General features: G+C 68.2%; 20 protein-coding genes. 8 read left to right on the plus strand and 12 right to left on the minus strand.

Features of this window, described 5'->3' with window-relative positions:
- Window positions 1–1,127 (plus strand): HNH endonuclease signature motif containing protein (locus tag ABD210_RS28640; protein ID WP_344115612.1); only part of this gene is annotated, 1,127 nt, incomplete at its 5' end.
- A gap of 423 nt (window positions 1,128–1,550) precedes the next feature.
- Here ABD210_RS28640 and purH read toward each other — a convergent pair.
- The 3 genes from purH to ABD210_RS28655 all read right to left on the minus strand — a co-directional run bounded on the left by purH (window position 1,551) and on the right by ABD210_RS28655 (window position 5,121).
- Entirely contained in the window at window positions 1,551–3,110 is a 1,560-nt protein-coding gene (gene purH, locus ABD210_RS28645) for a bifunctional phosphoribosylaminoimidazolecarboxamide formyltransferase/IMP cyclohydrolase (RefSeq protein ID WP_344115615.1), read from the minus strand.
- The gene (gene purN, locus ABD210_RS28650; protein ID WP_344115617.1) at window positions 3,107–3,739 is read right to left on the minus strand and encodes a phosphoribosylglycinamide formyltransferase; all 633 of its coding nucleotides are present in this window, start codon (window positions 3,737–3,739) and stop codon (window positions 3,107–3,109) included. Before purN ends, purH begins: the two co-directional genes overlap by 4 nt.
- 137 nt (window positions 3,740–3,876) lie before the next feature.
- A complete protein-coding gene (locus ABD210_RS28655) occupies window positions 3,877–5,121 on the minus strand; it encodes a cell division protein PerM (protein ID WP_344115618.1) in 1,245 nt (414 codons plus the stop codon).
- 164 nt (window positions 5,122–5,285) lie between these two features.
- Here ABD210_RS28655 and ABD210_RS28660 point away from each other — a divergent pair, with 164 nt between their 5' ends.
- A complete protein-coding gene (locus ABD210_RS28660; protein WP_344115620.1) occupies window positions 5,286–6,632 on the plus strand; it encodes a hypothetical protein in 1,347 nt (448 codons plus the stop codon).
- 190 nt (window positions 6,633–6,822) lie between these two features.
- Here the strand turns inward: ABD210_RS28660 and sucD are convergent, their stop codons facing one another.
- Together sucD and sucC are read right to left on the minus strand one after the other, a co-directional pair.
- Complete coding sequence (gene sucD / locus ABD210_RS28665) at window positions 6,823–7,713, minus strand: succinate--CoA ligase subunit alpha (protein WP_344115622.1); 891 nt, start codon at window positions 7,711–7,713, stop codon at window positions 6,823–6,825.
- Window positions 7,714–7,725: 12 nt separating this feature from the next.
- Window positions 7,726–8,898, minus strand: a complete 1,173-nt coding sequence (gene sucC, locus ABD210_RS28670) for an ADP-forming succinate--CoA ligase subunit beta (protein ID WP_344115625.1) — start codon at window positions 8,896–8,898, stop codon at window positions 7,726–7,728.
- Between the two features lie 186 nt (window positions 8,899–9,084).
- Here sucC and ABD210_RS28675 point away from each other — a divergent pair, with 186 nt between their 5' ends.
- On the plus strand, window positions 9,085–10,734 hold the full coding sequence (locus ABD210_RS28675; protein WP_344115628.1) for a glycoside hydrolase family 13 protein: 1,650 nt from the start codon (window positions 9,085–9,087) through the stop codon (window positions 10,732–10,734).
- Between the two features lie 64 nt (window positions 10,735–10,798).
- Here the strand turns inward: ABD210_RS28675 and ABD210_RS28680 are convergent, their stop codons facing one another.
- The 5 genes from ABD210_RS28680 to ABD210_RS28700 form a co-directional block, all read right to left on the minus strand.
- A complete protein-coding gene (locus ABD210_RS28680) occupies window positions 10,799–10,936 on the minus strand; it encodes a hypothetical protein (RefSeq protein WP_344115630.1) in 138 nt (45 codons plus the stop codon).
- Window positions 10,933–11,805: a carbohydrate ABC transporter permease gene (locus ABD210_RS28685; protein ID WP_425552761.1), complete on the minus strand. Its 873-nt coding sequence runs from the start codon at window positions 11,803–11,805 to the stop codon at window positions 10,933–10,935. Before ABD210_RS28685 ends, ABD210_RS28680 begins: the two co-directional genes overlap by 4 nt.
- A gap of 11 nt (window positions 11,806–11,816) precedes the next feature.
- Window positions 11,817–12,866 (minus strand): carbohydrate ABC transporter permease, encoded by a 1,050-nt coding sequence (locus ABD210_RS28690; protein WP_344115633.1) that lies wholly within the window; start codon window positions 12,864–12,866, stop codon window positions 11,817–11,819.
- A 95-nt stretch (window positions 12,867–12,961) separates the two neighbouring features.
- Window positions 12,962–14,284 (minus strand): ABC transporter substrate-binding protein, encoded by a 1,323-nt coding sequence (locus ABD210_RS28695; RefSeq protein WP_344115635.1) that lies wholly within the window; start codon window positions 14,282–14,284, stop codon window positions 12,962–12,964.
- 413 nt (window positions 14,285–14,697) lie between these two features.
- On the minus strand, window positions 14,698–15,204 hold the full coding sequence (locus tag ABD210_RS28700) for a cobalamin B12-binding domain-containing protein (protein WP_344115637.1): 507 nt from the start codon (window positions 15,202–15,204) through the stop codon (window positions 14,698–14,700).
- A 178-nt stretch (window positions 15,205–15,382) separates the two neighbouring features.
- Between ABD210_RS28700 and ABD210_RS28705 the strand changes: the two genes are divergently transcribed.
- The 5 genes from ABD210_RS28705 to ABD210_RS28725 all read left to right on the plus strand — a co-directional run bounded on the left by ABD210_RS28705 (window position 15,383) and on the right by ABD210_RS28725 (window position 19,140).
- Window positions 15,383–16,285: an esterase/lipase family protein gene (locus ABD210_RS28705; RefSeq protein ID WP_344115640.1), complete on the plus strand. Its 903-nt coding sequence runs from the start codon at window positions 15,383–15,385 to the stop codon at window positions 16,283–16,285.
- A gap of 327 nt (window positions 16,286–16,612) precedes the next feature.
- Window positions 16,613–17,371, plus strand: coding sequence for a M23 family metallopeptidase (locus tag ABD210_RS28710; protein ID WP_344115643.1), 759 nt, complete (start codon window positions 16,613–16,615; stop codon window positions 17,369–17,371).
- Window positions 17,372–17,526: 155 nt separating this feature from the next.
- A complete protein-coding gene (locus ABD210_RS28715) occupies window positions 17,527–17,595 on the plus strand; it encodes a hypothetical protein (RefSeq protein ID WP_344115881.1) in 69 nt (22 codons plus the stop codon).
- The gene (locus ABD210_RS28720) at window positions 17,588–17,794 is read left to right on the plus strand and encodes a DUF6886 family protein (protein WP_344115644.1); all 207 of its coding nucleotides are present in this window, start codon (window positions 17,588–17,590) and stop codon (window positions 17,792–17,794) included. The genes ABD210_RS28715 and ABD210_RS28720 overlap by 8 nt, the downstream gene beginning before the upstream one ends.
- Window positions 17,794–19,140 carry a lanthionine synthetase LanC family protein gene (locus ABD210_RS28725; protein ID WP_344115646.1) on the plus strand — a complete coding sequence of 449 codons (1,347 nt, stop codon included), beginning with the start codon at window positions 17,794–17,796 and terminating at the stop codon, window positions 19,138–19,140. Before ABD210_RS28720 ends, ABD210_RS28725 begins: the two co-directional genes overlap by 1 nt.
- Window positions 19,141–19,146: 6 nt before the next feature.
- Here ABD210_RS28725 and ABD210_RS28730 read toward each other — a convergent pair whose 3' ends face one another.
- Window positions 19,147–19,710: a hypothetical protein gene (locus ABD210_RS28730; protein ID WP_344115647.1), complete on the minus strand. Its 564-nt coding sequence runs from the start codon at window positions 19,708–19,710 to the stop codon at window positions 19,147–19,149.
- Window positions 19,711–19,787: 77 nt separating this feature from the next.
- Window positions 19,788–22,106 (minus strand): DNA helicase PcrA, encoded by a 2,319-nt coding sequence (gene pcrA / locus ABD210_RS28735; RefSeq protein WP_425552762.1) that lies wholly within the window; start codon window positions 22,104–22,106, stop codon window positions 19,788–19,790.
- Window positions 22,107–22,248 lie beyond the last annotated feature (142 nt).

Consider the following 22,248-nt stretch of genomic DNA (forward strand, 5'->3'; position numbering starts at 1 on the left):
GCGAGGCGTTCTGGATGAAAAACGCCGACCACGGCCTGAAATTCGGCGGGTTCCTCGCCAACGAAAACGCAGAACTGCTCAACACCCTCATCGACGCCAACGCCAAACCCCACAAGACCATCGACGGCGAACAAGACCCCAGATCCCGTGAGAAGCGCCAAGCCGACGCGTTGACGACAGTGCTGAACGCCGCCGCCGGTGCCGGTACCACCGGTCACGGCGCCATCAAGCCCCACATCACGGTCACCATCGACCTCACCGACCTCCAAAACGCCCTCACCGCCACCGGCAGGCACGCCCGGAACGGCGAGAACGCCGAAGGCAGCGGGAACGGCGCGAACGACGGGCTCGGCGGGCTCGATGGAAACGGCGGGCACGCTGGAAACGGCGGGTTCGAGGGGTTCGAGGAGCTCGCCGGGCTCGGCGGGCCGGGCGGGTTTGATGGGCTGGGTGCCCTCGACCACACCAACCCGGGGTTCGGCCGGTTCGTCTACGGCGGCAACCTGTCCGCCGCCGCCGTCCGCCGACTCGCCTGCGACGCCGGCGTCGTCCCCATCATCCTCGGCACCGACTCCGAACCCCTGGATGTCGGGAAGGAGGAACGGTTCGTCAACCGGGCGATGCGCCGCGCGTTGAACTTCCGCGACAAGGGCTGCGTCGTGTGCGGAGCACCACCCATCCAGTGCGACGCCCACCACCTGATCCACTGGATCGACGGCGGACCCACCGCCCTGTCCAACCTGGTCCTGCTCTGCCGGGCCCACCACATCCAGATCCACCACGGCCACTGGAACATCACCATCACCCGCGGCCGCGTCACCGTCACCCGCCCCACCTGGGCCGAACCCCCACCAGCCCGCCTCAACCGGAAACGACCACCCGGCGCACCCGGCGCAACGGGCGACGAACGGCCACCCGGCGACGAGGGGCCACCGCGCCCGGCTCCGGCCTGGCCGCACACCAGCGACATCCCCTGGATCACCGCCGAGGAAACCGCACGCCTCAACCCCTGGGGCGACGAACCCCACCAGACCACACAGACACGCACCCTGACCCAACCGAAGAACGACACCACCTGGAAATCCCCATGGGACGACGACAACAACGCGGAATCCCCCGGCCCGTGACCCCGGTCAAAGCCGCCACGCCACACCCACTGCCCTCACCCCGCGACCTCACCACCCGCGGCGCCCCGGCCGCCTACAGCTACTTTCAGCTCTCGTTGCCCTTGGCATCTGCCGACCTCGGCCGCAGGAGTGGGCAACCTTGCCTGTTTCGTTCGAGAACTGATCGGCACCACCGCGTACCCTCGCGGGCCGACGGACGGAGCTACCGCACCTGTAGGACTACCAGGTGGCCCGACGAGCCGCCATGGTTGAGCGGTGCAGACCACCCCGGCGTCGCGCCGCCACCTCGGTGTACGAGTGATTCACGGCTGGAGCACGCGAAGCCACCTCCGCAGTGGATCGAGCTGCGACGGAGGAGCGGCGAGCCGAGGTGGGCCGAGGTAGCGACGAAGGAGCAGCCGTGTCGGCTGCTCCTTCGTCGTACTAGTGGAAGAAGTGTCGGGTACCGGTGAAGTACATGGTGATGCCGGCCTTGTTGGCGGCCTCGATTGCCTGGTCGTCGCGGATCGAACCGCCGGGCTGGACGACGGCACTCACGCCGGCCTCGATGAGGACCTCCAGCCCGTCCGGGAACGGGAAAAAGGCATCCGAGGCGGCGACGGATCCGGTCGCGCGGTCGCCGGCGCGGGAGACGGCGAGGCGGCAGGAGTCGACGCGGTTGACCTGGCCCATGCCGACGCCGACCGAAGCGCCGTCGGCCGCGAGCAGGATCGCGTTCGACTTGACCGCACGACAGGCCTTCCAGGCGAATTCCAGGTCAGCCAGCACAGACGCCGAGACCGCTTCACCAGCGGCCAGTTGCCAGTTGGCGGGGTCATCGCCCGGTGCCTGGAAACGGTCGCGGTGCTGCATCAGTACGCCGCCGCTGATCGGGCGGAACTCGACGGCGTCCGCGTTCTCGTCGGGCGGGCACACCAGCAACCTGATGTTCTTCTTGCCCTGCAAGATCTCAACGGCGCCGTCTTCGTACGCAGGCGCAACCAGCACCTCGGTGAAGATCTCCGCGACCTGCTTGGCCATCTCCACCGATACTGGCGCGTTCGTGGCGATCACGCCGCCGTACGCCGAGACCGGATCGCACTCGTGGGCGCGTCGGTGGGCCTCGGCGATGTCCTTGCCGACGGCGATGCCGCAAGGGTTGGCGTGCTTGATGATGGCAACAGCGGGCTCGGTGAAGTCGAAGGCTGTACGCCGGGCCGCGTCCGCGTCGACGTAGTTGTTGTACGACATCTCCTTGCCGTGCAGCTGCTCAGCGCCGGCAAGTCCCCCACGCCAGTGCCGGTAGAGCGCCGCCGGCTGGTGCGGGTTCTCGCCGTACCGGAGCACTGCGGCCTTCTCCCAGGTAGCGCCGGTCCAGGCGGGGAAGCCGGTGCCTTCGCTGGTGTCGGTGAGCACGCTGCCCATCCACGAGGCGACAGCGACGTCGTACGACGCGGTGTGGGCGAAGGCCTCGGCGGCAAGGCGCTGACGCTGCTCCAGGGAGAAGCCGCCGTCGGCCAGCGCGCCCAGGATTTCGTCATAGCGCGAAGGCGACACGACCACAGCGACGTTCGCGTGGTTCTTCGCGGCGCCGCGGACCATCGACGGACCGCCGATGTCGATCTGCTCGATGCACTCCTCGGTGGACGCGCCGGATGCGACGGTCTCCGTGAAGGGGTAGAGGTTGCTCACCAGCAGGTCGAACGGCTCGACGCGCATCTCGGCCAACTGCTCGACGTGCTCGGTCTTCCGGACGTCGGCGAGCAGACCGGCGTGCACCTTCGGGTGCAGGGTCTTCACCCGGCCGTCCAGGCACTCGGGAAAGCCGGTGAGGTCCTCCACCTTGGTCACCGGGACCCCTGCTGCGGCGATCCGGGCCGCGGTCGAGCCGGTCGACACCAGCTGGACGCCGGCGTCGGACAGCGCCTTCGCGAGCTCCTCCAGACCGGTCTTGTCGTAGACGCTGATCAGCGCCCGGCGGATCGGCCTGCGGTCGGTGCTCACTTCGTTCTGACCTTTCGTCCGGTGATGGTCCAGCCGTTGCGTACCAGTTTGCCGACCCAGTCCACCAGTTGGCGGCGTTCGACGTCCTTGATCCGCTCCGTCAGGGTTTCTTCGGTGTCATCGTCCTCGACGGGCACGACCACCTGGGCGATGATCGGCCCGGTGTCCACTCCGCCGTCGACGAAGAACAGGGTCGCGCCGGCCACCTTGACGCCGTACTCAAGCGCGTCGCGCGGTCCGTGGATGCCCGGGAAGGCCGGCAGCAGCGCGTTGTGGGTGTTGATGTAGCGGTCGCCGAAGCTGCCGAGGAAGTCGTCGCCGACCAGCTTGAGGAACCCAGCGGAGATGACCAGATCGGGCTTGTACTCCGCGACGGACGCGGTCAGGGCGCGATCCCAGTCAGCCCGCTCGGCGTGGTCCTTCACCTTGTGCACGAAGGTCGGGACTCCCGCGGCGGCCGCCCGGTCGAGTCCGGCGGCACCGTCCCGGTCCGCGCCGACGGCGACCACCTGGGCGCCGTACGCCGGGTCGGCACAAGCGTCGAGGAGCGCCTGCAGGTTCGAGCCCGAACCGGAGATGAGCACGACGAGACGTGCGGGCTCAGGGGCGGGCGCAACCGGGTCTGTCACGCCGCAAACCTTATCGCCCGGCGCCCGCCCCACCGTCAGCCGGTCAGTCCGGCCGCCGCTCGATGACGGTCAGCCGGTCGGTCCGGCGCCGCTCGGTGACGGTCAGCCGGTCAGCTCTGGCCGCCACGAGGTGAGGATCAGGGAATGGGTTGGGGACGGCGGGCAGCCACCAGGGCAGCTGTGACCGCTGCGCCGATCGCCATCCCAGCGGCGAGCACTCCGGCCGCAGGCAGCGCACCAGGGATCCCTACCTCGGCCATCCGCCCCGGACCGGCAGCACCGCCCGCCAGGACCATCAGCACCAGCAGAGCCAGCCCTGCAACCAGTGCAGCCATACCGCCACGCAGCGCGAACGCGTCCCAGCCCAGCGCATCCGAGTCCTCCGCCGCGATCCCCCGCCGAGCTACGACCAGCCCGGCTACCGCACCGGCGACCAGCGGAACCAGCGCAGTAAGAGCCAGCAGGTACGACGGGGTTGCCCCGTCAGCCGGTACTGCGGCAAGCAGCGGCAGCGCCGGGAGGTTCCCCACGTCCACCCCGGTCGGCGCGATCGACGTGCCCACGCCCAGCTGGAACCCCGGGCCCGCGATGAACGACACGACGTACAGGAGGACGTTCGGGAGCAGCATCAGGCAGATCGCGAACAGCACGACCGACCCGACCACACCGGCGTCCAGGAGTTCCAGCATCGAGGTGACCCGGGAGAAGTGCAGGACCAGAATCACGGCGTACACGAGTGAGGCAACAGCAACCACTGTCAGGACCGCAGCAGCAGCGGCCGGTACTGCGTCGCGCAGGCCGGCCGGGGTGGCGTCGGCGATGTCCTGCGCGGCACCGGACTCCACTAGGACCCCGGTGGTTCCGGCGACGATCGCAAGCGACGCCGCACCGAGGAAGGCCGACAGCGGGGAGACCTTCACGGAGCCGTTCGAGGTGAGCAACGCGATGATCAGGGCACCCAGGCCGTAGCTGACAGCGAGCACCGAGGACGCCAGGACCAACTCCTTGGTCCGGTCGGCGCCGCTCACCCGGGCAGTGAACCTGCCGCCGCGGTACAGGCACCAGGCCAGGAACAGTGTCAGGCCGAGCGGCGCGATCGTGATCGAGCCGCCACCAAACGTGGCACCGGCCTTGTGAGCGATCAGCCACACGGTGGCGCCCGCCCGGACTGCTCCGGACGCACCACCGAAGGAGGCGGCGAGCCAACCGACCACAGCGACGGCCGCGCAGGCGAGCAGACCTGTCAGCAGGCACGCACCCGCGCCGATCACCGCCGAAAGGACCACCGGCTTCGTCGGGACGGCCACCTCGGGGTCGGCGGGTCCGGGCGCCTGGTGTGGTCCGCCGTCACGGGCGCCCGGACGGCTCAGCATGTCGGTCATCTGGCTTCCATCGTCGCCCGCTGCCGGGGGACTGCTCGTTCTGACACGCCGGATATGGAAGACTTCGGGCCCTGCTGGCTCGCTGTTGGTGTCCAGGCTGGGATTGATCGCGCTGTGCCACCGGGTACCGTCGGGTGGAATCAGTCAGGAGGTCAAAGAAGTAGATGACCGGTTCCCACCGCGCACCGCGGGGCGGTAGCCGTGCCGCCGCGCGCGAGGCACGCCGTCAGCAGGCCCGCCGCCGGAACCAGCTGATCGGCGCCGGAGCGGCCGCCCTGCTACTGGTCGGTGGTGTCGGCATCGTAGCGGTGAACGCGTTCGGCGGTGGCGGCTCTCCCGGCAACGCGAAGTCCAGCTCCTCCGACGACAGGTCCGCTGGCGACTCGAACCTGCTCGGCGACGCGAAGGCCCTGATCGACGCCCCCACGGCCAAGACGCTCACCACTGCCGGCGCCTGGGCGATCTCCAGCACGGCCGACGGCAGCAGTGCGCCCGACCGGTCGTTCGTCTGCCAGCCCCAGCGGTTCGCCGACCCAGCCGGTATCCGGACCTGGGTGCGCACCTTCCGCAACGCCACTACCAAGGACACCGCGGTCCAGTACGTCGAGGTCTCCAACGACGCCACGGCCGCTGCGAAGACCTACACCACGATCACCGGCTGGCTGAGCCAGTGCTCCACCCCGCAGGTGCGCCTGGTCACCAGCTACACCACCAAAGGCCTCGGCGATCGCGGCGTCGTGGCGGTGTTCGGCCAGCCCACGGGCACACAGACCAGCAAGTACCGGACCGTCTCGGTGACGACCGCTGGTCAGGCCACGATGGTGCTCGAGCACGACAGCGCCGGTGCTACGCCGCCCAAGCCGGACGCGATCCTCAACACAGCGAGCGCCGGGCTCAAGCGGATCTGCAGCCAGGCCGGCGCGAACTGCAGCACGGGCACCCCGACTGCTACAGCGGCCCTCCTCCCCAGCAAGGAATCACCCGGCTTCATGGCGCCGATCGACCTTCCGGTCCTCTCGACCGTCGACAAGCCTTGGGTGAGCGCCAGCACGACGTCGAGCACCACCAAGAGCGGAACCGGCTGCGAGAAAATCGACCTGAAGAAGTCGAAGGCGACCAAGAGCAAGTCGCTGACCTACGTCACGCCGGACGCCACCGTCCCGCCCGAGTTCGGTCTTGACGCGCTCGTCACGGAGTTCGCCAACGCGACCTCGGCGAACGCGTTCGTCACCGGCACCCGCAGCAACATCGACGGCTGCGCGAAGACCAACTCCGTCGCCACGGTGAAGACGACCGGTGCGTTGTCTTCGGGTGGCATCAAGGGTGAGACGTGGCGGCTCGCCTACGACACCGGCGGCGGCAAGATCTTCACCTACCGGGTTGGTCTCGCGTCGAACGGCACGCACGCCGTCTACCTGGTCTATCCGGTGCTGAAGAACCTCGACATCACCAATACCGCCTTCGCGGAGGTCGTCACCCGCGCTGCCGAACGCTCCGCCCTCTACAAGTAGCCCGTCCGCACGCCCGGCGCTTTCGACTCGCGGCAAGCACGCCCGCAACCGGGGGGCACACGGAACTGGTGTGGGTTCCCCCGGTCATAGACCCGGGGCCCGAACGAGGGGTATGCCCCTCCAGCGGCGCGATCCGGAATTGAGAGGCGGCCCCGGAGCGGATGCTCCGGGGCCGCCTTCTGTGCCGGTGCTACTTCGTCAGGTTCTGCATGATCTCGCGCATCAGGTTGGCCGTCTCGGTCGGCGTCTTGCCGACCTTGACGCCGACGGCCTCGAGGGCGTCCTGCTTGGCGGCTGCCGTGCCGGAGGAGCCGGAGACGATGGCGCCGGCGTGGCCCATCGTCTTGCCCTCGGGCGCGGTGAAGCCCGCGACATAGCCGACGACCGGCTTGGTCACGTTCTCCTTGATGAACGCGGCCGCACGCTCCTCCGCGTCGCCGCCGATCTCACCGATCATCACGATCGCGTCGGTGTCCGGGTCGTCCTGGAACGCCTGCAGCGCGTCGATGTGCGTCGTCCCGATGATCGGGTCGCCGCCGATGCCGATCGCGCTGGAGAAGCCGAAGTCACGCAGCTCGTACATCATCTGGTAGGTCAGCGTGCCCGACTTCGACACCAGGCCGATCCGGCCCGCCCCGGCGATGTCCGCCGGGATGATGCCGGCGTTCGCCTCGCCGGGGGTGATGATGCCCGGGCAGTTCGGCCCGATGATCCGGGTGGTGCCGGAGGCCTGCGCGTGCGCGAAGAACGCGGCGGTGTCGTGCACCGGCACGCCCTCGGTGATCACGACCACGAGCGGGACGCCCGCGTCGATCGCCTCGAGCACCGCGCCCTTGGTGAACTTCGGCGGCACGAAGACGACCGACACGTCGGCGCCGGTCTCCTTGACGGCCTCGTCGACCGAGCCGAAGACCGGCACGGCCTTGCCCTCGAAGTCGACCGATTGGCCGCCCTTGCCCGGCGTCACGCCGCCGACGATGTTGGTGCCGGAGGCAAGCATCCGGGTGGTGTGCTTGGTGCCTTCCGAGCCGGTCATGCCCTGGACGATGACCTTGCTGTCCTTGGTCAGGAAGATAGACATTTCAGCGATCCCTTACTTCGCAGCCAGCTCGGCGGCCCGCTTGGCGGCGCCGTCCATCGTGTCGACCCGCTCGAGTCCGGCCAGGCCGGCCTCGTCGAGGATCCGGCGACCCTCTTCGGCGTTGTTGCCGTCCAGCCGGACGACCAGCGGCTTGGTCACGTGCTCGTCGCGGCCGGCCAGCAGTTCGAACGCCTGCACGATGCCGTTCGCGACGGCGTCACACGCGGTGATGCCGCCGAAGACGTTGACGAAGACGCTTTCGACCTGCGGGTCGGAGATGATGATCTCCAGCCCGTTGGCCATCACCTCGGCGGACGCGCCGCCACCGATGTCGAGGAAGTTCGCGGGCTTGACGCCACCAAACTCTTCCCCGGCGTAGGCGACCACGTCGAGGGTGGACATGACCAGGCCGGCGCCGTTGCCGATGATGCCGACGGAACCGTCCAGCTTCACGTAGTTCAGGCCCTTGGCCTTCGCCTTGGCCTCCAGCGGGTCCTCGGCGGACGCGTCGGCGAACTCGGCGTGATCCGGGTGCCGGAACTCCGCGTTCTCGTCCAGCGTGACCTTGCCGTCCAGCGCCTCGAGGTTGCCGTCCTCGAGCTTGACCAGCGGGTTCACCTCGACCAGCGAGGCGTCCTCGGAGATGAAGACCTCGTACAGCTTGGCGATCTCGACCGCCGCCGCGTCCAGTACGTCGGCCGGGTAGCCCGCGGCCTCGGCGATCTCACGGGCCTTGGCCTCGTCGACACCGGTGGCCGGGTCGATCGAGATCTGGGCGACCGCGTCGGGGTTGGTGTGCGCGACCTCCTCGATCTCCATGCCGCCGGCGGCGGAGGCGATGCACAGGTAGTTGCGGTTGGCCCGGTCGATCAGGAAGGAGAAGTAGTACTCCTCGGCGATCGCGGCGGCCGGGACGATGTTCAGGGTCCGGACGATGTGGCCCTTGATGTCCAGGCCGAGGATCTCCCGCGCCTTCTCCTCCGCCTCGTCGGGCGAGGAGGCCAGCTTGACGCCGCCGGCCTTGCCGCGGCCACCGGTCTTCACCTGGGCCTTCACGACCACTCTGCCGCCGATCTCCTCGGCGGCCGCGCGGGCTTCTTCCGGCGTGGTGACAACCGCACCGACGGTCGTCCGCACTCCGTGCTTGGCAAAGACCGTCTTCGCCTGGTACTCCATCAGATCCACGACTGTGGTCCCTCTCTCGCCTGTTTCGAGTAGGCCGCGGCAGGCTGCGGTGCGTTGAACAGGCACGGTCGCCGGCGCGTTCCGTCGGCCCGAGACTAGCCACCCCCGTGTGTGCCGCGACAGTCGGGGTACCACGCTGAGACGACCATCACAGCCTGCTTGCCGACTCGTGAAAGGCTGATGACCATGACAGAGCAACCGACCAGACCAGTGGACGACTGGTGGCGTAGCGCCGTCGTGTACCAGGTGTACCCACGGTCGTTCGCCGATGCGGACGGTAACGGGACGGGCGACGTGAACGGTATCCGGGCCCGGCTGCCCTACCTGGCCGACCTGGGCATCGACGCGATCTGGATCAGCCCGTGGTACCCGTCCCCGCTGCTCGACGGCGGCTACGACGTGTCCGACTACCGCGACATCAACCCGATGTTCGGCACTCTCGCCGACGCGGACGCGCTGATCGCCGAGGCACACGAGCTCGGACTGCGGATCCTGATCGACCTGGTGCCGAACCACTGCTCCTGGGAGCACCCGTGGTTCAAGGCCGCGCTCGCCGCCGGCAAGGGATCACCCGAGCGGGACCTGTTCTGGTTCCGTGACGGCAAGGGTGAGGACGGGTCCATACCGCCGACGAACTGGCCTGCCGCGTTCGGCGGACTTGCCTGGACCCGGATCGACGACGGGCAGTGGTACCTGCACCTGTTCGACGTCAGCCAGCCCGACTGGAACTGGGACAACCCGAAGGTGATCGAGGAGTTCGACTCGATCCTGCGCTTCTGGTTCGACCGCGGCGTGGACGGCTTCCGGATCGACGTGGCCGACTCGATGGCGAAGGACCCGTCGCTGCCCGACATCGTCCCGGCCGCGGATGGCGCCGTCACGCGGGACAAGTACGTCGGCCACCCGACGTACGACCAGCCCGCGGTGCACAAGATCCACCAGCGCTGGCGCCGGATCGCCGACGAGTACGCCGACACTCCGCAAGGCCCGCGGATCTTCGTCGCCGAGGCGTGGCTGTCCCCCGCCGACCGGCTGGCGATGTACGTCCGGCCGAACGAACTGCACTCGGCGTTCAACTTCGACGCCTTGCGCTGCCCGTGGGAGGCCGACGAGCAACGAGAGGTGATCGACCACACGACCGAGAACCTCTGGGCTGTCGGGGCCCCGGCGACCTGGGTGCTGAGCAACCACGACACGATCCGCCACCGCACCCGCTACGGACGGGACCAGAAGGAGGCCGGGGCGCCTGCGGGCACCGTGCCGACCGATCTTGAGCTGGGCCGGCGGCGGGCTCGCGCGGCCGCGCTCCTGGAGCTGGCGCTGCCTGGTGGCGCGTACGTCTACCAGGGCGACGAACTCGGCCTGTACGAGGTCGAGGACCTGCCCGAAGAGGTACTGGACGATCCCACCTGGGAGCGGTCCGGACACACCATCCGCGGTCGCGACGGGTGCCGGGTGCCGATCCCGTGGAGCGGCACCGAGCCGCCGTTCGGGTTCGGTCCCGGGCAGGGCCAACCATGGCTGCCGCAGCCGGCCGATTGGTCTGCGCTGACCGTCGAGGCCGAGGTGAAGGACCCGGACAGCCACCTGTCGCTCTACAAGGAAGCGCTCCGGATCCGCCGCGAGCAGGAGGCCCTGGGCGAGGGCCGGCTGAAGTGGGACCGCAATTGCCCGAGTGACGTGCTCTCATTCACCCGCGACCCGGGCTTCCGGTGTGTGGTGAACCTGGGCGCACAGCCGTATGACCTGCCGGCCCAGTCCGAAGTACTGCTGTCCAGTGAGCCGCTGGACGACGGCAAGCTGCCGGGAGACACGGCCGTCTGGCTGAAGGTCTGACACCAGAGACAGGAAGGAGGCCCGGGGTCAGCTGCCCCGGGCCTCCTTTTGGCTTTCCTGTCACCTACCGCCGGGCGCCGTCCTCCTGATCGCGACGGTCCTTCTCCTCGCGGTCGCGCTTGTCCTGCTCCTGCTGCTCGCTTGCGGCCCGGCGTTCCCGGTCCTGGCGATCGCGGCGATTCCGCTCGTCTCCGTAGCTCACTTCACACCTCCGGCTGTCAGGCCTGCGACGATACGCCGCTGGAAGACGAGCACCGCGATCACGAGGGGGATCGTGACCACCACACCGGCGGCCATCTGGCTGCCGAACGGCTGGTCCCGGCCGGTGGTGCCGGTGAACTGCGAGATGATCACGTTCGCGGTCTGGATCGACTTCTTGTTGGTCATGCTCAGCGCGATCAGGAACTCGTTCCACGCGGCGATGAAGGTGATGATCGCCGTGGTGAAAACACCTGGCGCCGCCAGCGGCAGGATCACCTTGCGGAATGCCTGCGCCGGCGTACAGCCGTCGACCATCGCCGCCTGCTCGAGCTCACGCGGCATCTGCCGGAAGAACGCGGTCAGGTTCCACACCGCCAGCGGCAGTGCGAACGAAAGGCTGGGCACGATCATCGCCTGGTAGGTGTTGATCCACTTGATGTCGATGAACAGCTTCAGCAACGGGATCACGAGCGAGATGCCGGGGAACATCGAGGTGGTGATGATGATCGCCAGGACGACGTTCTTGAAGCGGAAATCCAGCCGGGCCAGCGTGTAGGCCGCGACCATCCCGATGACCAGGGTCAGGATCGTCACGGTACCGGCCACGATCAGGCTGTTCAGCAGACCCCGGCCGAAGCCGTTGCCCGCGCTGAACACGTCCTTGAAGTTCTGGATCGAGAACGGCGCCGGGATGATCTTGTTCGAGAACTGGTCGCTCGGCCGCCGGAACGCCGAGACCGCCATCCAGTAGAACGGCGCCATGCAGTAGAGGATGATCACTGCGACGCCGACCAGCGGCGCCCACCGCCGGATCGGACTCGCCTCCGCAGCCCTGATCACCTCGGGCGGCGGCACGGTCTTCGTCTGCACCTCGGTGGCCATCAGACCCCACCTCCTACGCTGGTCAGGCCGGGCTCGGGCACAGCGGCCGGCGCCGCGGCCCGCTTACGCTGCTTACGGCCGCCGCCGCCGGGCTTCTTCGCGCGGGCCTCACCGATCACGTCAGCGCCGAGGAGCCTCACGAACACATAGGCCACTGCCGCCACGTAAAGGAACAAGACGGTCGCGTACGCCGCGGCCGGGCCGTATCGGGTATTGAACGCCTCGTCGTAGCCGAGCATCGACAACGTCTCGACCGAGCCCTTGTGCGGCCCGACCAGCACGAACGGCAGGTCGAAGATCCGCAGCGTGTCCAGGAGCCGGAAGAGCACCGCCACCAGCAGCGCCGGTTTCACCAGCGGCAACGTGATCCGGCGGAACGTCTGCATCACATTCGCGCCGTCCACCTTCGCCGCCTCGTACACCTCGGCCGGGATCGTCTGCAGGCCGGCGAGCACCAGCAACCCGATGAATGGTGCCGTCTTCCAGGTGTCGGCCACGATGATCGACAGCTTCGCCTGCCAGCCGTCGGTCGACCACAGGATCTGAGTCCCGAGGATGTTGTTCGCGACGCCGTCGGCCTGGAAGATCCACTTCCACAGCAAGGCCGACACCACCGTCGGGATGGCCCACGGCACCAGGATGCTGGCCCGGACGACCGAGCGGCCCTTGAACGCCTTGTTCATGATCAACGCCATCGCGACGCCGAGCACGGTCTCCAACACGACGCACGTGACCGTGAAGAAGGTCGTGTTGTAGAACGCGGTCCAGAACCGGTGGCCGGTGTCGCCCTTGAAGATGGCCGCGTAGTTGTCGAGCCCGACGAACGTCGAACCCTTCACGATGAAGCCGTTCGCGTCGAGCTTGGTCCCACTGGTGTAGAGGGACTCCCGTAGCGCGGACAGGATCGGGTACAGCACCACGAGGGCCAGCACGATCAGGGTCGGCGACAACAGGACCGCAGCGAGCCCGGCCGTCCCCTGGTTGAACCTCGTCTGACCCTTTCCTGGCTTCGGTTCCCGTCTGGTATTGACCGGGGCGATATCACTCATCTCTGCCTCCTTCTGATTCCCGGGCAGCCCGGGGTAGGGACAGGTCGGGGCCGGCGCGTAGCGGGATCGCCACACACCGGCCCCGTCCGGTTACGTCACTGAGTGATGAGTGAACTCAGCTTGGTCTGCAGGTCGGTGAGTGCCTGCTTGGGTTGCGTCTTGCCGCTCAGAGCGTCGTACGCCGACGCCTGGATCGCCGCGGTCACATCGCCGTACTTGACCACGCGCGGACGCGGCTGCGCGCCCAGGATCGAGGCCTTCAGCGGAGTCAGGTACGGGAACTGCTTGTTCAGTGCCGGGTCGTCGTACAGGGACGCCCAGGTCGGCGCCTGCGAGCTACCCGTGAGGTTCGCCTTCTGGCGGGCCTCGCTGGCCATGAAGTTGATGAAGTCGACCGCCGTCGCCTTGTTCTTGGCGAAGGCGCTGATCGCGTAGTCGTGACCGCCTAGCGACGAGACGCCGGGACCGGTCTTGCCCGGCAGCGGCGCGACGCCGAACTTGTTGACGATCTTGGACGAACCGTCGGTCTTGCTGGCCAGTGCGTACACGTAAGGCCAGTTCCGCAGGAAGAGCAGCTTGCCCTCCTGGAAGGCGCGCCGGCTCTCCTCTTCCTTGTAGGTGATCGCGGCCTTCGGGATCGCTCCGGTCGTGAAGCCCTTGGTGAGCTCTTCGAGACCGGCCAGCGCCTCGGGGGTGTCCACGTTCGGCTTGCCGTCCTTGCCGACGACAACACCGCCCGCCGAGTTGATGGCCTCGGAGAAGTTCACGGTCAGGCCCTCGTACTTCTCGAACTGCCCGGAGTAGCAGTTCATGCCCTTGCCCTCGGGAAGCGCCTGCACCTTGACGCAGGCGGCGAGCATCTCGTCCCACGTCTTCGGCGGCTCCACGCCCGCCTTGGTGAGCAGGTCCTTGCGGAAGTAGAGGAGGCCGCCGTCAGACGTGATCGGCACCGCGTACAGCTTGTCGCGGTACTTGGCCGTCTCGACCGTCGCCGGGATCAGCTTCGACAGATCCGGGAACTTGTCCTCCGGAAGCTGCACGATCCACTGGTTCGCCGCGAACTCCGAGGTCCAGACGACGTCCATGTTGAGGACGCTGAATGCGTCCGACTGGTTCTGTGCGTTCTGCACCATCTGCTGACGCTGGGCGTCAGCGTCTTCGGGCAGCTCCTTGATCTCGACCTTCTCGGTCGGGTGCTGCGAGTTCCATGCCGCGACCTGCTTCGGCAGGAATCCGGAGGTGTCCTTGCCGGTGGCAAATGTGATCGGCCCGCGACCCTCGAGCGCTGCCGCTCCACCCCCGGTCGTGCTGCTACCACTGCTCCCGCTGTCACCGCCACACGCGGACGCGAGCAGCACCAGGCTGCCCGCGACAGCCGCTGCTACGGCCCGCCGTGTGGTTGATCGTTCAAACCTCATCGTGTACCTGCCCTCTCCCGATGGGACGTTCACTAGGTCCTGCGCCGGCCGATCACAGTCCCCCACCGCACTGCGAGCGGCCCTGTCCGGACAGTAACCGAGATCCGCTTCGATGTGTCCTGAGCCACACATCCTTGTTACATCTCGGCGCGGTGAACAGACAACGCATGGCTGTATGCGACCGCGATTCGACAGCGGGCACAACCAGGTGCTTCTTAACGATTCGGTATTACCGATTAGTAACATCGCTGAAACCGGCAGAACCGTTCAGATCGACTGCACACGGTCGCCACTACGCTCCGGAACGGATCCGTCGCAGCACAAAGTCACAAAGAACCACCCGCCCGTACTACGCGCGCGGGCACGCTGGCGGCGGCGTCCGGGACGCGGGCTCAGGCGTCCTGGACGCGGGCTCAGGCGTCCTGCGTGGTCCCGGCTGACTCGGCACCGGCCGGCTCGACCGCGGTCGGCTCGGCCTCCTTGGACGCAGCCTCCAAGGGCTCAGCCTCGGTTGCGGAGGCGTCGCCGACGTTGGCGCGAACCCACGCGACGATCTCGACCGTGGTCGCCCCCGGGGTGAAGATCTTGTGCACGCCGAGCTCCGCCAGCGGCTGCAGGTCGGCCTCGGGGATGATCCCGCCGCCGAACACGACGATGTCGTCCGCGTCCCGCGCCGTGAGCAGCTCGCGGACCTTCTTGAACAGCGTCATGTGAGCACCGGACAGAACCGACAGACCGACCGCGTCGGCGTCCTCCGCGATCGCTGTCTCGACGATCTGCTCGGGAGTCTGGTGCAGGCCGGTGTAGATGACCTCCATGCCGGCGTCGCGAAGTGCTCGCGCGACCACTTTCGCGCCCCGGTCGTGGCCGTCCAGTCCCGGCTTGGCGACGACGACTCGCAGTGGGCTGGTGGCTGGCATGGTGATGGCCTTTCCGTACCGGGGCGCTGCGTTGCGTCCAGATTCGCAGGCTATCCGAGCCGGACCTCACGGATAAGACACGGAGGTGTGTGTTCCCGGCCACGCGGAGCGGGAACCGGTTACCGTGGAAGAGATCGGACCAGTAGCACGGGGGGTCTGATGCAGTGAGGAGACGCCGATGAGCTCCGAAGCCATCGAGCAGCCTGAGGAGTCGGCCGCTGACCTGGCGGAACAGGCGACCCGGAGCAGCATCCGGGAGGCCCTCGACGGGCTGCGCTATGGCGCCCAGGCGGCCATCACTCCCCGAGTCCTCCAAGGTGCGGCGGTCGAGCTCGGCTGGCTCACCACCCACCTGGCGATGTACCCGCTCGGCCTGGTCGGCGCCGCCCGGCACCGCGCCGACCGGCTCAACCTCAGCGGCCTCACGCCGGCCCAGCGCAGCCTGCTCGTCGGCGACGTCAGAGCCGCCGGTACGCCGATCCTGCTCGCCCACGGGATCATCGACAACCACACGGTCTTCACGTTGATGCGCCGCCAACTGCTCCGCCGGGGATTCACCCGGATCCACACGTTCTCGTACTCACCGCTCACGCTCGACGTCCGCAGTACGGCGGAACGGCTGGGCGCCGAGGTCGAGGCGCTCTGCGAGGAGTCCGGCTCCGAGCAGATCCATGTGATCGGGCACAGCCTGGGCGGGTTGATCGCCCGGTACTACATCCAGCGACTCGGCGGTGATCGCCGAGTCCACACCTGCGTAACGCTGGGGACCCCGCACGAGGGCACGGTCGCCGCGCGGCTGCTGGCTTGGCCGTTGGTCAAGCAGGTCCGGCCGGACAGCGACCTGATGATGGAGCTGGCTGAGCCGGCGCCCGGCTGCCAGACCAGATTCGTCGCCTTCTACAGCGACGTCGACCAGCTGATCGTGCCGCAGCGCAGGGCCCGGATCCGTCACTCTGATCTGACGGCGCGTAATGTCAGGGTCCGCGGCGTGGGCCACCTTTCCCTGCCGTTCCACGGCGAGGTCGTGCACCAGATCACCGGCATGCTGGCGCATCTCGACGAGCAGGACACCGATGCCTGACCCGGCAGCCGGTTTGTCAGGATCTGCGGATGCACGTGCAGCGGCTCGTGCAAAGGTTTCGTGAAGGAGACGCAGAAAAGGGGGTGGCGGGGTTTGTAGCCTCGTGACCCATCCGTTATGGTGCATGAGCCCCCGGGGGGAATAAATCTCCCGGGAGCGGACAGTGCCCCTCCCCTGTGACCGAAAGGCCACGTTGTGTCCCAGCACCGTGCCGCGGCTAGCCGCGTCACGCCAGGCAACGCTGCGCGGAAGACCAGCGCATCGCGTCACAGTGCGAAGCATCGTGTAGCCCGGCGTAACACCCCGAGTAGTACTCAGATCGTCGGTTTGACCGCAGCGCTGGCAGCTGCGGCAGGTGCTGTGGGCTTCAGCCACAGCACGCTGGCCTCGCCGACACAGGCCAACTCCGCGGTCAACCTCGCTGCGCTCAGCTTGGGCAACGGTCAACTCTCCGGCATCACCACCGCCCGGATCGAGGCCCGTCAGCTCGCCACCAGGGATTCCTCCCGCGTCGCCCTCACCGGCGCCGACGCGAACAAGAAGCAAGCCGCGGCCGATCGGTTCGCGAAGGCCCGGGCCGCCAAGCTCGACGCCACCAAGGCACTGACGGCCAAGCGCGCCTCCGCCCTCGCCACCGCCAAGGCCGCGGCCCAAGCCGCCGCGGAGAAGGCGCGGGCCTCCGCCAGCCGCTGCGAGATGATGATCTCCGGCTACCACATCACCGCCGGCTTCGGCCAGGGCGGCAGCCGCTGGGCCAGCGTCCACACCGGCACCGACTTCGCCGCCCCGATCGGTACGCCGATCCGTAGCGTGATGAAGGGTGTCGTGGTCGCCGCCGAGTTCGCCGGGCCGTACGGCCGGCAGGTCCGGATCCGGCACGTGGACGGCACCGAGACCTGGTACAACCACATGTCGAAGTTCAGCGTCACCGTCGGCGAGACCGTGTACGCCGGTGACCAGGTCGGCGCCGTCGGCGTCACCGGCAACACCACCGGACCACACCTGCACTTCGAGGTTCGCCCCAACGGCGGCAGCCCCATCGACCCGATGCCGTGGCTCCGCAACCACTGCGGCCTCAACCCCTGATCTCGGCCGGATCCCCCGGCTGTGATCTCTGGCCGGGAACCCTTGACCGACGCGGAAAGCCTTCGCGACGACGGCCGGGTTCTGGCTAGGCTGCCGCGCATGCGTCCGGCGCCTGGTGAAGTCCTGCGTTCTCCGAAGATCCGACCATCCGCGTCATCCGCCCGCACGTCGCTCCGACGGCGTTGCAGACCAACGCCTACGTCTGGGCGGTCGGCTATGACTGACGCCGCGGTCGTGGCAACCGCCGAGGTGACGCCACTGGGACCACCGGCGCGTGTCGGCGACATCTTCGCCCTGCACGCGGAGGCGGAGATCCGGCTTCGAGTTCTCCCGCACCTGCACGACTTCTGGGACGCGGTGATCGCGAGCACCCTCGAGTTCAGCGGCATCCGCCTGCGCAACGCCCTGCCGAGGACAGCCTGATGGCCGACGCGACGACCTACCGGGAGTTCGCTGACGCCGCCTGGCGCTGGGTGCTCGTGCAGGTCCGCTGGGACGACGGCCCGTGGATCCCCGAGTCGGTGCCCAGCGCCAAGGAGCCGGTGACGGCGGAGGTTCCGGAGCACCGGGACGGGATGCACAGCGGGACGGGTGGTCTCGCCCATGTGCTGTCCGAGATCCGGCTCAGCCGGCCGTGGACCGCCGAAGAAGAGGCCCTGGCGACCGCGATCGCCGACCGCATCCGCGCCGGGATTCCGGGCAGCACCGACTACACCTATTTCGACGGGCTCGTCAGCGACCTCGGCGTGCTCACCGCGCTGAAGGCTCCGGGCTCGGCAGCAGCCGTGGAGCGACTCAAAGAGCTGTCCACAGCCGACGGCTGGCCGCAGCCGTTCGTCGTTCCCCCGCGCTTCCTTCCAGACGCCCGGCTCAACGACATGACACTCGGTACCGCCGGAGTGCTACTGGGCGCGGTGTGGGCCCAGCGCAACGGCCTGACCGGCACGCGCGAGCTGGCCGACCACGCGGCCGCAGTACTCCTGGCAGAGGCCGTTCAAGTGCCGACCGGCACGGACTGGCCGTTCGTACCGGAACGGTTCTGCACGAAGCCCGGCACGCAGATGCCCAACCTCTCCCATGGCGTCGCCGGCATCGCCGCCACCCTGGCCGCTGCCGGCGCCGAACTCGACCGCCCGGACCTCATCTCGGCCGCCCGCAGCGGCGCAGAGCACCTCGTCGCTCTGGGACTCGTCACCAGGGGAAAGGGAGACGGCGACAGCTTCGTCGTACCGCGCTACATCCCCAGCGAGGGCTTGGACGAGGACGAGTTCACCTACACCTGGTGTCACGGTGCTTCCGGGACCTCCCTGCTCTTCGCCGCGCTGGACCATGCCGGTGTCGCCGAGGTCGCTGGTGAGCCACCGCTGACGTGGCACCGCCGATGCCTCAACAGCGTCCGTACTTCGGGTCTGCCCGAGCGGCTTCACCCTGGATTCTGGGACAACGACGGCAGGTGCTGCGGGACAGCGGGGGTCGGCGACATCTTCCTGGACTCCTGGCACCGGTCGGGTGACGGGCAGGACCTCGAGTTCGCGCTCCGGCTCGCTGACGCGCTGGTCGACCACGCCGTGCGGGACGGAGAGCACGCGTACTGGCAGTTCGTCGAGCATCGGAACCCGGACCCGCTGCTGCCACCGGGAGTCGGCTGGATGCAGGGAGCCGCCGGGATCGCGGCCTTCTTATTCCGGATCAGCCGCGTGCTGACCGACGGCCACGCGGCCGAGGTGGTCCCCCGGATGGACACCTGGTGGGCCGTCGGCAGGCCGTAGTACGGGCTAGCGGCGCCAGACCTCGGCGGTGGTGAGGAAGGCGGACGAGCCAGGGCGATCCGCGGAACCGTCGACCTGGACGAAGCCCGGGACCGAAGCGCCGCCGATGGAGACCGTGGCGGAGCGGACCGGCGCGATCACCACGCTGAGGCTGTGGGTGCCTTCGGCCAGCTGGAAGTTGTCGGTGGCGAACAAGCGGCGGTCGAGGACGCCGCCCATCTCGATCTGGATGTCGGCCGCCTTCGCGCTCAGCCCCTCCGCGAGGTTCATCGACACCTGCACCAGGTCGCGTTCGACCGCCGGCTCGTGCCAGGGCAGACCCTGGACCTCGAGGAACGAGCGGACGAAGTACCGCTCCAGCCAGGAGGCCAGATCCACGTCCTCCGAGACCACCCGGACGACGCCGTCGAACCAGAGCACGACCGCGGTACCGGAGCCGCAGATCGACCAGTCGACCATCCAGATCGACGCGAACGCGGTGACCTTGCCGTGCTCGTCGAACAGCCGCAGCCCAGGGTTGGCTCCCGCCAGGATGATCCGGCGGTTACTGCTGTCTGGTGCCTTGGGCATGGGCAGGGACCTTCGTCCGGGGAGGGCCGAAGGACCGATTGTCGCAGTCCGCAGTCAAATCGGCACGCCGTGGTCTGTTAAATCTTTTCGACCGGTGCGTACCTCAGCAGCAACCGCTTCACACCCTCGGAGCCGAAGTCGATGTCCGCCTGCGCCTGTTGGCCCTCGCCACGAACCACGACCACGGTGCCCATGCCGAAGCTGTCGTGCACCACCCGATCACCGGGGTTCAGGCTGAGCACCGGCTTGTCGGACGCCGTACGACGGGCCGGCTCCCAGCGGCTGGTGACTCCGCTGGACCCTGAGGTGCCGGTCCCGGACCAGCGAGTGATCGCGGACTCGTCGCGGCGCCAGTCGAGCAGTTCCGCCGGGATCTCGTCGAGGAACCTCGACGGCGGGTTGTGCTGCGGGGCGCCGTAGGCGCTACGGACCGCGGCCCGGGAGATCGCCAGCCGCTGTCGCGCGCGGGTGATCCCGACGTACGCGAGCCGACGCTCCTCCTCGAGCTCCTTCATGTCCGTGAGCGAGCGGGAGTGCGGGAAGACCCCGTCCTCCATGCCGGTCAGGAACACCACGGGGAACTCCAGGCCCTTGGCGGTGTGCAGGGTCATCAGCGTGACGACACCACCGTCATCCGCGGCATCGGGGATCTGGTCCGCGTCGGCGACCAGCGCGACCCGCTCGAGGAAGGCCTGCAGATCGGCGGGTTCGCCCGCGGCCGTGCGCTCCTCGACGAACTCACGGGCCACCGAGATGAACTCGTCGAGGTTCTCCAGCCGGGTCTCGTCCTGCGGATCCGGTGACTTCTGCAGCTCCTCGTAGTACCCGCTGCGGTGCAGTGCGACGTCCAGGATGTCGTCCGGCGGCGCACCCGAATCGACCATCGCCGTGAGCTCGTCGAGGATGTCGACGAAGGCCTGAACGGCGTTGACGGACCGGCTCGCCATCGCGGGGGCATCCTCGGCCCTTCGCACTGCTTGCGAGAAGGGAATTCGGTCGCGCTGCGCGAGCGCTTCGATCGCGGCCTCGGCCCGGTCGCCGATGCCGCGCTTGGGAACGTTGAGGATGCGGCGCAACGAGACGGTGTCCTCGGGGTTCACCAGCACCCGCAGGTAGGCCAGCGCGTCGCGGACCTCCTTGCGCTCGTAGAACCGGACGCCGCCGACGACCTTGTAGGGATGGCCCGTGCGGATGAAGACTTCCTCGAACACCCGGGACTGCGCGTTGGTGCGGTAGAACACGGCCACGTCCGAGGGCTTCACCCCGTCGGCATCCGTCAGCCGGTCGATCTCGTCCGCGACGAACTGTGCCTCGTCGTGCTCGTTGTCCGCGACATAGACGGCGATCTGCTCGCCCTGGCCGGAGTCCGACCAGAGGTTCTTCGCCTTGCGGCCCTCGTTGCGGCTGATCACCGCGTTCGCCGCGGTCAGGATCGTCTGCGTGGAGCGGTAGTTCTGCTCCAGCAGGATCGTCTCGGCGTTGGGGAAGTCCTCCTCGAACGCGAGGATGTTGCGGATCGTCGCGCCCCGGAAGGCGTAGATCGACTGGTCCGCGTCACCGACCACCATCAGTTCGGCCGGCGGTGCGGTCGGCCCGTTGCGGCCCGGCTCGTCCTCGCCGCAGAGCTCACGGATCAACGTGTACTGCGCGTGGTTGGTGTCCTGGTACTCATCCACCAGCACGTGGCGGAACCGTCGGCGGTAGTACTCCCGGACCTCGGGGAACGCCTGCAGCAGGTTGACCGTGGTCATCAGCAGGTCGTCGAAGTCCAGTGCGTTCGCCTGCGCGAGCCGCTCCTGGTAGATCCGGTAGCACTCGGCGTACGTCTCCTCGAGGTGGTTCGAGGTCTTCGACGCGGCCGTCTCGTGATCGATCAACTCGTTCTTCTGGGTGCTGATCCAGTTCAGGATCGCGCGCGGGTTGTACCGCTTCACGTCCAGGTCGAGCTCCCGGCAGACCAGCGTCATCAGCCGCCGCGAGTCGGTGTCGTCGTAGATCGAGAACGTCGAGCTGATCCCGAACCGCTTGATGTCACGCCGCAGGATCCGCACACAGGAGGAGTGGAACGTCGACACCCACATCAACTTCGCCCGCGGCCCGACCAGCTCCACCACCCGCTCGCGCATCTCGGCGGCAGCCTTGTTGGTGAAGGTGATCGCCAGGATCGAGCCGGGATGCGCATCCCGCGCCGCCAGCAGATACGCGATCCGCCGGGTCAGCACCCGCGTCTTGCCCGACCCCGCACCGGCGACCACCAGCAACGGTTTCCCGGAGTGCACGACAGCCGCCCGCTGCTGCGGGTTGAGCCCCTCGAGCAGCGATTCCGGGTCGGTCCGGTGCTTCTTGGGCTCCTCGAGCGGCATCGGGAGTTCATCTGGAGAGAAGAGCGTTGTCATCGTCACCCAGCCTAGGCGCTCCTTCCGACAGTCCGCGTACGACGGTCCACAGGCGCAGCCCGGCACCGTCCTGCCGGCGCGGACCACCCACTCGCCAGAAGCTCCTACCCAGCGACCCTCCGACAAGCCGACGATCCGGCCC

The sequence above is a fragment of the Kribbella alba genome (assembly GCF_039529635.1).
In the GTDB taxonomy this organism is placed as follows: domain Bacteria; phylum Actinomycetota; class Actinomycetes; order Propionibacteriales; family Kribbellaceae; genus Kribbella; species Kribbella alba.